At 45.7% G+C, this 13,511-nt stretch carries 9 protein-coding genes and 2 pseudogenes; all 11 read left to right on the top strand.

Translation table 11 applies throughout. From position 1 onward, the window contains the following. Window positions 1-4,111, top strand: a 4,111-nt coding sequence (locus tag VXK47_RS16115) for an NAD(P)-binding protein (protein WP_435549805.1), incomplete at its 5' end; no start/stop codon positions are given. 26 nt (window positions 4,112-4,137) lie between these two features. Next, window positions 4,138-4,533, top strand: a pseudogene (locus VXK47_RS16110) (hydrogenase iron-sulfur subunit); the annotation flags it as partial. A gap of 442 nt (window positions 4,534-4,975) precedes the next feature. Beyond that, window positions 4,976-8,020: an FAD-dependent oxidoreductase gene (locus VXK47_RS16105; protein WP_435549804.1), complete on the top strand. Its 3,045-nt coding sequence runs from the start codon at window positions 4,976-4,978 to the stop codon at window positions 8,018-8,020. A 114-nt stretch (window positions 8,021-8,134) separates the two neighbouring features. Continuing rightward, window positions 8,135-8,560: a hydrogenase iron-sulfur subunit gene (locus VXK47_RS16100; RefSeq protein ID WP_435549803.1), complete on the top strand. Its 426-nt coding sequence runs from the start codon at window positions 8,135-8,137 to the stop codon at window positions 8,558-8,560. A gap of 15 nt (window positions 8,561-8,575) precedes the next feature. Next, the gene (locus VXK47_RS16095; protein ID WP_435549802.1) at window positions 8,576-9,244 is read left to right on the top strand and encodes a methylenetetrahydrofolate reductase C-terminal domain-containing protein; all 669 of its coding nucleotides are present in this window, start codon (window positions 8,576-8,578) and stop codon (window positions 9,242-9,244) included. Continuing rightward, the gene (locus VXK47_RS16090) at window positions 9,241-10,176 is read left to right on the top strand and encodes a methylenetetrahydrofolate reductase (RefSeq protein ID WP_435549801.1); all 936 of its coding nucleotides are present in this window, start codon (window positions 9,241-9,243) and stop codon (window positions 10,174-10,176) included. The genes VXK47_RS16095 and VXK47_RS16090 overlap by 4 nt, the downstream gene beginning before the upstream one ends. A gap of 15 nt (window positions 10,177-10,191) precedes the next feature. Continuing rightward, window positions 10,192-10,554: pseudogene (locus tag VXK47_RS16085) on the top strand (FAD-dependent oxidoreductase); the annotation flags it as partial. A gap of 61 nt (window positions 10,555-10,615) precedes the next feature. Further along, window positions 10,616-11,065 (top strand): hydrogenase iron-sulfur subunit, encoded by a 450-nt coding sequence (locus tag VXK47_RS16080; RefSeq protein WP_435549800.1) that lies wholly within the window; start codon window positions 10,616-10,618, stop codon window positions 11,063-11,065. A gap of 153 nt (window positions 11,066-11,218) precedes the next feature. Continuing rightward, window positions 11,219-11,536: an IscA/HesB family protein gene (locus VXK47_RS16075; protein WP_435549799.1), complete on the top strand. Its 318-nt coding sequence runs from the start codon at window positions 11,219-11,221 to the stop codon at window positions 11,534-11,536. 40 nt (window positions 11,537-11,576) lie between these two features. After that, window positions 11,577-12,287, top strand: a complete 711-nt coding sequence (locus tag VXK47_RS16070; protein ID WP_435549798.1) for an OS_HP2 family (seleno)protein — start codon at window positions 11,577-11,579, stop codon at window positions 12,285-12,287. Between the two features lie 191 nt (window positions 12,288-12,478). Further along, a partial coding sequence (locus VXK47_RS16065) for an IS4/Tn5 family transposase DNA-binding protein (RefSeq protein WP_435549797.1) occupies window positions 12,479-13,511 on the top strand: 1,033 nt, incomplete at its 3' end.

Raw genomic sequence — 13,511 nt, 5'->3', positions numbered from 1 at the left:
TTGCGCAAAAGTCTGTCCTGTAACATTACCCAACGAATATGATGAAACCCTTTCCGAAAGAAAAGCTGTTTATAAGCAATACGCACAGGCTATTCCCGGAGCATATTCCATACAGAAAAGCGATAAGGCTCCGTGCAGACTGGCTTGCCCGGCAGGGCTCAATGTCCAGGGTTATGTACAGATGGTAGGTCAGGGCAAATATAAAGAGGCTCTTCAGATTATCATGGAGGATCTGCCTTTGCCCGGTGTTCTGGGAAGAATATGTCCTCACGGATGCGAAGACGCCTGCCGCAGATGTGATGTGGATAATCCTGTTGCAATACGCAGCCTTAAACGTCTTGCCGCGGATAAATTCGATCCGAGGCAAATCGAGATCAAAACGCTTCCCAAAAGAGATGAAAAGGTCGCCATCATAGGATCAGGTCCGGCAGGACTTTCCGCTGCATATCATCTTGCGCGAAAAGGAGTGCTTTCAACAGTATTCGAAGCACTACCCAAAGCCGGAGGCATGTTAAGGGTCGGGATACCTGAGCACAGACTTCCAAGAAATATTCTTGATAATGAAATAGAAGTAATAACAAATCTTGGAGTTGAAATTAAAACCAATACGCCTCTTGGCCCTGATCTTAGCATAGATGATCTTTTCTCACAGGGCTACAAATCCGTTTATTTGGCAATAGGCGCACACAAGGGTTTTGATCTTGGCGTACCCGGAGAAAAAGCCAAAGGTGTCCGTCAGGGCGTTGATTTCTTAAGAGAAGTTAATCTTACCGGAAAATCCGAAGTAGGCAAAAAAGTTGCGATAATAGGCGGCGGCAATGTGGCCATAGATGTTGCAAGATGCGCCGTAAGGCTTGGAGCCGAAAAGGTTAATATAATCTACAGAAGAACCCGCGCTGAGATGCCTGCATGGGAAGAAGAGATTCATGCTGCCAAAACCGAAGGAGCCGAAATAACCTATCTTGCCGCACCCCAGGAAGTTTTGACTTCAGACGGCAAGGTTGTGGGTTTACGCTGTATCCGCATGGAACTTGGAGAACCGGATTCATCAGGAAGAAGAAGACCCGTTCCTGTTGTCGGAAGTGAATATGATATTGAAATAGACCAGCTAATTCCTGCAATTGGCCAGAAACCCGATTTAACTGCTCTTGAAAATATAACCGGTGTGGATTTTTCGAAATGGGGAACAGTTGAAACAGATTCCGTAACATATGCCACCGGACGTCCGGGAGTGTTTGCAGGAGGTGATGTTCAGACAGGCCCCTGGGTTGCCATAGGCGCAATTGCAGCCGGAAGAGAAGCAGCCGAATCCATTATAAGATATCTTGACGGAAAAGACATGGCCGAAGGCCGTGAAGCTATAGTAAATGAAAATCCTGTTTACAGGCCCATACCGAAAAACGAGCCCAAAAAATCAAGAATTGAAATGCCTGAGCTTGCTGCTGAAAAACGGGCAGGCAATTTTAAGGAAGTTGAGCTTGGTTACTGTGAAGAAGACGGTGCAGCTGAAGCCGGAAGATGCCTTAACTGCGGTTATTGCTGCGAGTGCCTTCAGTGTGTTGATGCCTGTCTTGCAGGTGCTGTTGATCACAGCCAGACAGTTGTGGAAAAACAGATTGATATCGGTTCCGTAATACTATGTCCGGGAGCCGATACCTATGATCCTTCGGTGCTCGATGAATTCTATCATTACAAAACCAATCCGAATGTTCTTACCAGCCTTGAATTTGAAAGAATCTTAAGCGCATCAGGACCTACAATGGGTCATCTTGTAAGAATGTCGGATCATAAGGAGCCTAAAAAAATAGCCTGGCTGCAATGCGTCGGATCGAGAGATAACAATCACTGCGGAAACGGGTATTGCTCTTCCGTATGCTGCATGTATGCGGTCAAGGAAGCTGTTGTCGCCAAGGAACATGCCGGAGGCGATCTGGATTGCGCCATTTTTTACATGGATATGCGAACAAACGGCAAGGAATTTGAGCGTTTCTACAACAACGCCAAAGACAAACACGGTGTACGTTTTATCAACAGCAGGGTGCATTCCATTGAATCGGTTCCCGAAACCGGTGATTTAAGCATTCGCTACGTTACCGGAACCGGTGAGACAAAAATAGAAACATTTGATCAGATTGTGCTATCCGTTGGCCTTGAAATTTCGAAAGAAACATTGGAACTGGCGAAACGGCTGGGCATTGAAACAACCGAAGGCAATTTCTGCAAGACCAGTTCACTTGAACCGGTAAACTCTTCAAAAGAAGGTGTTTATGTATGCGGTTCTTTTCAGGGTCCAAAAGATATTCCGCAGTCGGTTATTGATGCCGGTGCTGCCGCTGCAATAGCCGGAAAAGATCTTTGTTCTGCAAGAAATACTCTTACAAGAGATAAACAGGTTACTCCTGAAATCAATGTGATTGGTGATACGCCTCGTATCGGAGTATTTGTCTGTAACTGCGGCATAAATATCAGCAGCGTGGTAAACGTACCCGAAGTCGTTAAATATGCCGGACAACTGCCGGGCGTGGTCTTTTCATCGGGTACGCTTTTTACCTGCTCCCAGGATTCTCAGGAAAATATACGAAAGGCTATTGCCGAACAAGGCCTTAATCGTGTGGTAGTGGCGGCATGCACACCAAGAACCCATGAAGTGCTTTTTCAACAGACTATTCAGGAGGCGGGTTTGAATCCCTATCTTTTCGAATTTGCAAATATAAGGGATCAGAACGCCTGGGTACATCAGAAAGATCCGGAAAGCGCTACTCAAAAAGCAAAAGATCTTGTACGCATGGCTGTAGCCAGGTCAGCACTTTTAGAGCCTATTTCCTCCATTCAGATCGAAATCAATCACGATGCTCTTGTTATCGGCGGAGGTATCTCGGGAATGAGTGCGGCTCTTACATTAGCCGACCAGGGCTTTAAGACTTATCTGGTGGAAAAATCTTCGGAGTTGGGAGGTCAAGCGCTCGTCCATGCCGTAAACACCTGGCAGGGAGATAATGTAACCGCCTTTTTATCCGGGATTAAAGACAAGGTCACAAACCATAAAAACATAGAGGTTTTGCTGGAATCTGACATCAAAAATATTGACGGATTTGTAGGCAATTTCACAACAAGCGTAAACTCAGCCCAAAAGGATCGAAAAATCAATCATGGTGCGGTTATCCTTGCAATAGGGGCAAATCCGCTGGAACCGAATGAGTACCTTTACGGCCAAAGCGACCGGGTGATGAAATGGCATGAACTTGAGTCAATGTTTGAAAGCCACCCTGAAAAGCTTGAAGAATCCCGCGCAATTGCATTTATTCAGTGTGTAGGTTCCCGCGAACCTGCGCGGCCATATTGTTCAAAAATCTGCTGTACGGCTTCTGTTAAAAGCGCCATAGCAATCAAAGAGAAAAAGCCGGAGACAAATATTTATATCATCTACCGGGATATGCGAACCTTTGGTTTACGGGAAGAGCTGTATAAGAGGGCAAGGGAAATGGGTGTTACATTTATCCGCTATAACGTGGATGAAAAACCGGTTGTTGAAAAGGATGGAAATGAAGGTCTGATTATTACTGTAAAAGATCACATTCTTAATACGCCCCTTCAAATTTCTGTTGATTACCTGAATCTGGCAACCGCCATTGTTCCGGCGGAAGACCGGAAATCTTTGGCTCAGATGCTCAAAGTGCCGCTTAACGAAGAAGGCTTTTATATGGAAGCCCATATGAAATTAAAGCCGGTAGATTTTTCAACCGATGGAGTTTTTCTGGCAGGTCTTGCGCACTATCCCAAACCTATCGAGGAATCCATTTCCCAGGCTCAGGCAGCGGCCGGACGTGCAGCTCTGATTCTGAATAAATCCACTATACAGATAGAGCCTATTGTTTCCGTTGTTGATGAGGGAAAATGCATAGGCTGCGGTTTATGCGAACAGTCCTGCGCCTTTGGAGCTATACGATTGAAACAGGTGCACGGCAAGGGTTACAGAGCCGGGAATTATTCCGCTCTGTGTAAGGGTTGCGGAGTTTGCGCGGCAGGTTGCCCGCAAAGAGCAATTGATATGAAACATTTTAGCGAAAATCAAATACTGGCGTCCATTTGTGCCGGCGGTGCCAATGGTTGATTGCATTTTGTATACGGAGAAAAATAATGAACGATTCATTTAAACCTAAAATCCTGGCATTCCTGTGTAACTGGTGCTCCTATGCGGGCGCGGATCTCGCAGGGGTGTCAAGAATTCAATATCCGCCATTTATTCGCGTTGTAAGAGTCATGTGTTCAGGTCGTGTCGATCCGCTGTTTATCGTCAATGCATTAAAAGAAGGGTTTGACGGAGTACTTGTAAGCGGTTGTCATATAGGTGACTGCCACTATCTGGAAGGCAATAAATATACTGTTAAACGTATGGAAATGCTTGCGCAATTGCTGGATCTTTCTGGCATAGGCCGAAAAAGAGTGCACCTGCGCTGGGCAAGCGCCGCAGAAGCCAAACCCTTTGCAGACAATGTGATTGAGGTAAGCAATATTATCAAAGAAGCAGGGCCGTTTAATACAAAAGATCATGAAATGGCTTTAAACGCGTTAACCAGAGCATTGTCCACCACGCGGCTTCGCTGGCTTGTGGGAATTGATCGCCATCTGACGGAAAATGAAAACGTGTATCACGAAAAGACTGATCCGATACTTTTTGAAAAGGTGAAAAACGATGCGATAACCGCTGAATATCAAAAAGCCCTGATTCAGGAAGCGCTGAGCAAAGGCCCTGTAACAGTCAGGGAAATGGCGGATCAAACAGGTATTGCAATTTACACCGTTTCAAAAAGGCTCAATGAACTGGAATTAGGCGGCCTGGCCGACCTTAAAAGTTGTGAAGGAAATACTCCCAGGTTTGCAAGCCCGGCATAAATGATAGCGTTGAGACGTAGGGCGGGGTTTTATACCCAGCCAGTTTCGCTACAGTATAAATAAGAGGTGAAATAATAATATAATGTCAACCAAAGGTACAAACAATAAAGTCGGCAGCGTAATGGTGGTAGGCGCCGGTGTCGCAGGCATACAGGCCGCCCTGGATATGGCCAATGCCGGATATTATGTCCATCTGGTGGACAGCTCGCCCAGCGTGGGCGGGCTCATGGCCCAACTGGACAAAACCTTTCCAACCAATGACTGCGCCATGTGCGTTATATCGCCCTTTCTTGTGGAAGTAGGCAGGCACCTTAATATAAACATCATCCCAAACAGTGAACTGGAATCATTGGAAGGCGAAGCCGGAGCATTTACGGCAAAGCTTAAAAATAATCCCCGCTATATTGATTCGGTAAAATGTACTGCCTGCGGCCAATGCCGCCAGGTATGCCCTGTAACTGCGGTCAACGAATTCGATTGCAGGCTGGATCTTCGTAAAGCAACCTTTATCAAATTTCCCCAGGCAGTGCCTCTTTCGTACACTATAGACAGAAATGTCTGTATAGGATGCGGCATGTGCGAAAAAGCCTGCCTGGCAGGCGCGATATCCTACTCGGATCAGCCAAGGTTCAGTGAAATAGAAGTTGGGGCTGTAGTGCTTGCAACTGGAAATGAACTTTTTGACCCTATCTTTTTTGATACTTATGCATATTCGCGTCATCCGAATGTGGTTACAAGCCTGGAATTCGAGCGCATACTGAGTGCATCCGGTCCTTATAAAGGGCATCTTATGAGACCCTATGACCGTGAAGTTCCCAAAAAGATCGCTTGGCTCCAGTGCATCGGATCACGCGACATCAACCATGCGGATCACAGCTACTGTTCTTCCGTTTGTTGCATGTACAGCATAAAACAGAGCATGATCGCCAAGGAACATGCCGAAACGCCTCTTGATGCAGCCATCTTTTATATGGATATGCGTACACACGGAAAAGAATTTGAAAGATACCGGGAAAGAGCTGAAAAAGGAAGCGGCGTCAGATTTATCCGTTCCAGAGTGCATACCGTTGAACCACTTGATGACGGTGGCCTTAAGCTCAAATATATTCCGGAATCCGGTGAGGCGCTTGAGGAAGTTTTCGACATGCTTGTGCTTGCAGCAGGTTTTGCAACCTCCAAGGATACAAAGGCACTGGCCCAAAGACTTGGTATCGATCTGAATGCTCACAGCTATGCAAAAACAAGTGATCTTACACCGGTTTGCACAAGCAGAGAAGGTGTCTTTGTATGCGGTACTTTTCAAAGCCCGAAAGATATTCCTCAGTCCGTGATGGAGGCATCGGCTGCCGCTGCAAGCGCAACACAGAATTTGTCGGAACAAAGATGGAGTCTTACGCTCACAAAAGAACTCCCGCCGGAAAAAAACTTTAGCGAAGAAGAGCCACGTATTGGAGTGTTTGTCTGCAACTGCGGCATCAACATAGGCGGTGTAGCAGATGTTCCGGCAGTAAGGGAATATGCAAAAACGCTTCCGAATGTCATACATGCGGAAGATAATCTTTTTACATGTTCTCAGGATACCCAGGAAAACATCAAAAAAGTTATACTGGAAAAAGGAATAAACCGCGTTGTTGTGGCATCATGCTCGCCACGCACTCATGAACCTCTTTTCCAGGAGACCATCCGCGAAATAGGACTTAACCCCTATCTTTTTGAAATGGCCAATATCCGGGATCAGAACACCTGGGTTCATATGAAAACCCCCAAAAGAGCTACGGAAAAGGCAAAGGATCTGGTACGCATGGCCGTTGCCAAAGCAGCTCTTTTAGAATCCCTTCCGCAAGTTACCCTTGATGTAACTCAGTCGGTGCTTGTTGTGGGCGGCGGAATTGCAGGGCTGGAAGCTGCCCTTGGCGTTGCGCGGCAGGGTTTTGACGCTTTTCTTGTGGAAAGAAGCAATGAACTGGGAGGCATGGCGCTTGGCCTTAATGAGACCTGGCAGGGTGAACCGGTACTTCCGTATGTCCGGCAGTTAATTGAAGACGTTAAGAATAATGAGCGGATAAAGATTTTTCCTGAAACGGAAATCGGCCATGTAACCGGAACAATCGGAAACTTTACCACCACATTGAAATCCGCAAATAATCCGTTGGATACAAAAGTGATAAATCATGGTGCAGCCATACTCGCAACGGGTGGAAAGGAATACAAACCGCATGAATACCTTTACGGAAAAAATCCGAAGATATTAACTCATTTTGATCTGGATGCGGCAGTCCGCAATAATGACGAAGCATTAAAAGACAGCAAAATAGCTGTATTTATCCAGTGTGTAGGCTCACGGACTGAAGAAAGACCTTATTGCAGCAGGGTTTGCTGTACGCACAGCATAAAAAGCGCATTGATATTAAAGAAGCTAAATCCTGAAATGCAGATATTCATCATTTACCGGGATATCCGCACTTATGGATTACGTGAGGATTTATACAAGGAAGCAAGGCAGCAGGGCATACGTTTTATCCGTTATAATAAAGATAAGCCTCCCATAATCGATTCGGATAATGGGCAGGAACTTAAACTGACTGTAAAAGATCATATCCTGCAAAGACCGATTGAGATGAATCCGGATCTGGTAGTACTTGCAGCAGCAATTCTTCCGAATGAAAATAAGGCATTGTTCGAGCATTTCAAGGTGCCTGTAAACAGCGACGGTTTTCTTGTGGAAGCCCATGCCAAATTAAGACCTGTGGATTTTGCATCAGAGGGTCTGTTTCTGGCAGGACTTGCCCATTATCCCAAGAGCGTGGATGAAAGCATTGCCCAGGCAAGGGCTGCCGTATCAAGGGTGATGAAGATAGTCTCAAAGAATAAAATCGAAGTTGGCAGCGTGATTGCTTCAGTAAATCCGGATCGTTGTGCTGCATGTCTCACTTGTGTAAGAACCTGTCCTTATGGCGTGCCAAGGGTCGGAGAGGAAGGATATGCCGTTATCGAGCCAAGCGACTGCCATGGATGCGGATGCTGTGTATCCGAATGCCCGGGAAAGGCGATCACGTTGAAACATTTTACCGATGATCAGATAAACGCAAAGACTGATGCGCTCTTTTATAAACAGGCATCATGCTAGATAACAGATAACTATACAGGTTCACGGTTCAAGGTTCAAGGTTCAAATACAAGGCAACCAACCGTGAACTGTGAACCTCACAACCTGAGTAGATACGAAAACAGGAGTAGATATATGAATAAGGATTTTGAACCCCAGATCATAGCGTTCTGCTGTAAATATTGTGCTTACGCCGCTGCCGATCTGGCAGGTTCCATGCGGCTGAACTACCCGTCAAATATAAAGATTATCCAGGTTCCCTGCACCGGACGTGTGGATATTATCCATCTGCTGCGTGCCATAGAAGACGGAGCAGACGGTGTGTATGTTGCAGGTTGTATGGAAGGAGACTGTCATTTCGTATGCGGAAACATAAAAACACGGAAAAAAGTCGAGTACGTAAAAAAGACTCTTGCCGAACTTGGCATTGAACCGGAGCGTGTGGAGATGTTTAATCTTTCATCCGCCATGGGGCCCCGCTTTGCAGAAATTGCAAACCAGATGGGAGAGAGGATACGTAACCTGGGTCCGAGCCCGCTTAATATCAAACAGGCGGCATAACTAAAGAGGTGAAATATGATTGTTGCTGATAGAAAACCCCTTTCCGAGATATTGGAAATGGTCAGGGGAAAGGATAATATATTGATTATGGGATGCAAGGGCTGCGTCACGGTCTGTAATGTGGGCGGGGTCAAAGAAGTTCAGATTCTGTCTTCTTCACTCAAGATTGCCCGGAAAAAGGAAGGGCGTTCCCTTACAGTAGATCAGATAACCATAGAAAGACAATGCGATCCCGAATACATAGAACAGGTAAAATCCACAATAAACGACTATGATGCGGTTATTTCAATGGCCTGCGGCGTTGGCCCTCAGTTTTTATCCGAAGCCTATCCGCAGCAAAAATTCTTTCCGGCTGTAAATACAAAATTTTTCGGAGGCGCAACTTCACATGGCATCTGGGAAGAACGCTGCGCAGGATGCGGAACATGCGTGATTCATTTTTTTGACGGATTATGCCCTGTAGCGAGATGTTCCAAGAGTCTGATGAATGGTCCCTGCGGCGGCAGCTCCAAAGGCTATTGCGAAATAAGCAAGGAAGTCCCATGCATCTGGGATATGATTGTAAAAAAGAAAATGGAGCAGGGAAGACTGGATGATCTTCTTTGCTTCACACCTGCCAAAAACTGGCGCACATCAAGAGATGGCGGCCCGCGAAAGTCCGTAAGGGAGGAGCTTGCCATATGAATGATATCAAATCCGGCAGTAATCTTGAAAAAGTTTTAAAATCCGGCAACTTTGCATTCACAGGTGAATGCGGTCCTCCGAAAGGAGCCAATGTCGTACACCTTAAAGAGAAATTAGCCTTTCTGAAAGGCAATGTGGATGCCGTTAACATCACTGATAATCAAACGGCAGTAGTCAGAATGTCAAGCTGGGCGGCTTCGGCTATTGCTGTCCAGGAAGGTGTGGAACCTAATTTTCAGATGGTCTGCCGCGACCGTAATCGCCTGGCTATGATGAGTGATGTTCTTGGCGCTTATTCTATGGGCATAAGAAATATGCTGTGTCTTTCAGGAGATCATCAGATATTCGGAAATCACCCGGAAGCTAAAAACGTTTATGACATAGATTCCATGCAGCTTATCAATCTTGTTAAAACAATGAGGGATGAAGAGCAATTCTTAAACGGAGAACCGATAGATGTTTCTCCGAAAATGTTTATAGGAGCAGCCAGCAATCCTTTTGCCGATCCTTTTGAATTCCGTGTTTATCGCCTTGCAAAGAAGATAAATGCAGGAGCCGATTTTATCCAGACCCAGTGTATTTACAACATGAAAAAATTCAGACAGTTCATGAAAATGGCTGTGGATATGGGTTTATGTGAAAAATGCTATATTCTTGCCGGAGTAACACCTTTAAAAAGTGTTGGTATGGCGCAGTATATGGCAAAACAGGTTCCCGGCATGGATGTTCCGCCTGAGATAATTGAAAGATTAAGGGGCGCCGGAAAAGGAAAATTTGCAGAAGAAGGCATAAAAATCGCCATAGAACAAATTGAAGAATTCAAGCAAATGGAAGGTGTTGCAGGCGTTCATCTGATGGCTATCGAATGGGAACATAAGGTTGCCGAAATAGCCCAAAGAGCCGGTATGCTTCCACGGCCTGAGATTTCTTAAGATAAAGGAGATAAAATGAATACAAATCCTGTTGGTGCAGTACTTGTAGTCGGAGGAGGGGTAGCCGGCATTCAGACCGCTCTTGATCTTGCAGATTCCGGCTATTTTGTGTATCTGGTTGAAAAAACTCCGGCTATAGGCGGAGCCATGGCCCAGCTTGATAAAACCTTTCCAACAATTGATTGTTCCATGTGCATTCTGGCTCCCTATCTGGTAACGGCAGGCCGGCATCCGAATATCGAACTGATCACCTATGCCGAAGTATTAAGCGTTGAAGGACAACAAGGCAATTTCAAGGTCACAATAAAAAAGAAAGCCAGAAGTATAATTACAGAGCGCTGCACAGGCTGCCGCGCCTGTGTTGATGCATGTCCTGTAACATGTATGATAGATACAAACACATAGTTCAAAGAGGACTTTTAAAATAAGGAGGAATATCATGCCGAACTGGCAACCTAATATTATCACATTTTTATGCAATTGGTGTACATATGGAGCGGCCGATCTTGCGGGCGTAAGCCGTCTTGAATATCCGCCCTATATTAAAATAATCCGGGTTCCATGCAGTGGACGTATCAGTCCTAAATTCATCCTCGGCGCTTTCAGGGAAGGTGCTGACGGTGTCTGGATTTCAGGATGTCACCCCGGCGACTGCCACTACATTGAAGGCAATTACTATGCGCGCCGCAAGTTTGCGCTGATGAAAAACCTGCTGGAACACATGGGCCTTGAGCCTGGCAGATTGCATTTTTCATGGATATCTTCAGCCGAAGGACCCAAATTTGCAGATGTAGCATGGGATGTGTGCAGAAGCGTGGAAGCGCTGGGGCCATCGGCAAAGATGGTCAGGCAACGTGCTGCACAGATATCACAAAACCAGATATTATAAAATATTTTAGACGGCTTCGTAAAAGCTTCATATGCAAGGCGCGCGAATCCTGAGGAATGAAGCGTACTTTTTCGTACGCTGCAATGACAAAAGGTGAGGCGTAACACAGCAGAGGGAGTTTTTACGAAGCCGTCATCATAAAAAGGAGGAACCATGTTTACAGTTACAGAATCAGCTCAAAGGGAACTTAAGAACTTTTTCATGGATAAGGAGATAAAGCCTGTCCGGATTTTTCTCAACCAGAGTGGATGCTGCGGCCCGCAGATGGCAATGGCACTTGACGAAAAGGGGGATAATGATTCAACCTTTAAAGTTGACGGAATTCAATACCTGATAGACAAAAATCTATTTATAAAAGCCCAGCCCATCAGTGTGGATTATGGCACAAACGGGTTTATTGTTTTATCCGGTCTTAAATTTGACAGCGGATGTTCGAGCTGTGGCTCCGACGGCGGTTCATGCGGTCAGTAGGCGCTAAAGATTACAGATGTGATATTCAAGGGGAAGTATAATGACAGCAAAATTTTTTTTAAGTTTATGCCTTATCGTGTGCATTTCGGTGGTTTTTTCTGCCCGCGCCGAGGAATTGCAGGCTGCTGACACAGCCTCTTTTGCACCGGTTGCCGTTTTAAAAAAAGCCGGCTTCCAATTTGATCCGGTGATAGAAGGAACTGTAATTACCCATGAATTTATCATCAAAAACACAGGTAATGCCCCCTTGTCCATTGAAAAGGTAAAAACAGGCTGCGGATGCACAACTGCCGACTATACCAAACAAATACCGCCCGGCGCCAAGGGCAAAATATCCATAAAGGGCAACACAACAGGCTTTGCAGGCAGAAAGTTTTTAAAGGCCATAGCGGTTTACACCAACGATCCGAAAAACAGGCAATTAAATCTGTATTTCAAAGGAGAAGTTGAGGCATTTGCATTGATTGAGCCTAAAAATATAATCTTAAAGGGCAACTCCGGCAGCATAATTCAATCACAAGTTACCATTACACCCTTAAAAAAATACTCCTTCAATATCGTTTCATCTTACACGGACAACCTTGAAAAAAAGATCACATTTACACTGGAAAAAAAGGCCGACAAATATTTGCTGACGGCAAAGAACCAGATAGAAAAGGCAGAAACTTACCATGGAAGTATTCGTCTTAAGACCGATAATCCGGTAAAATCTGAAATAGTTATCTATGTTACAGGCTTGATAAGTCAATAATAGTACAGAAAGAATACAGGGTAACCGCATTTAGAATTTATAAAAACTGCATACAGGGAAACAAAGAAAGAAGCTATTTGGGTCATTAAAGAGGAAGTAAAATTATTACCTCAAATTCCCCCTTAATAAACTGAGCATGTCCCATAACTTTTTTTCTGGACACAGTGATAGGGAGATGATAAAGTTACCGCATGAAAATTTGCGGAAAAGATTTTAGCATGGATATTGTTAACCGTATTCAAACGGTGGTAGAAACGACGCCGGACATTTCCCGGCACGGACTTTCGATGAAAGTCTGTGAATGGCTTAACTGGACAGGGCGAAATGGCAAACCGAAAACGATGAGCTGCCGGGTAGCACTGAACAGGTTGCACAGGAGCGGCCGGATCAGACTGCCCGTAGCTGTTTCCAAGGACTCCTTTTTCAAGTCTTTGAAGACACAAGATATTTCGGTTGAAGTTGCGCAAGTTGAGTGCTTGTTTGCCGAACTGGGCGGGATAGAAATTGTTACGGTAGGAAGCGGCAACCGGGAGCTTTCGGCCCTTTGGAATACGATGATGGAACACTATCACTATCTTGGCAGTGGTCCTTTGTGCGGAGCTCAAATACGGTATTTAATCAAGAGTCCGGCTTATGGGTGGCTGGGCGGTTTGGCTTTTAGCGCTGCAGCTTGGCGTCTTGAGGCGCGGGACAGATGGATTGGCTGGAACGAAACTGCCCGCCGCGACAATTTGTTTCAGGTGGTAAACAACAGTCGTTTTCTGATTGTTCCGGGAGTTCGGGTGCCGCATTTGGCTTCGCATGTTTTGTCGCTTTGCATAAAGCGTCTAAGCCGGGATTGGCATGAGCGGTATGGATACAGACCGGTTCTTCTGGAAACTTTTGTTGAGCAGGCGCGATTTCGTGGAACTTGCTATCGAGCGGCCAACTGGCGGCATGTTGGTGAGACGAAAGGCCGTGGCAGACAAGACAGCGATCAAGCCTGCCAAGTTCCAGTGAAGGATGTGTATCTCTATCCTTTGCGGAGTGATTTCAAGGTTGTTTTGTACAAACAGACTGCGACAGTCGAGAAGCCTTTGTTGGCTAAAGCTCCTCCCGTGGATTGGGCAGAGGAAGAATTCGGGAATATCGGTTTGGGTGACAAACGGCTGAGCCGCAGGCTTGTCACCATTGCCCGGGATTTTTATGCACGGCCGCAGGCCAGCATTCCGCAGGCCTGTCAGA

It is taken from the genome of Desulfobacterium sp. N47, from assembly GCF_051233685.1.
In the GTDB taxonomy this organism is placed as follows: Bacteria; Desulfobacterota; Desulfobacteria; order Desulfobacterales; family RPRI01; genus RPRI01.
The sequence above is the reverse complement of the archived record's forward strand: the minus strand, read 5'-3'. Positions and strand labels throughout refer to the sequence as shown.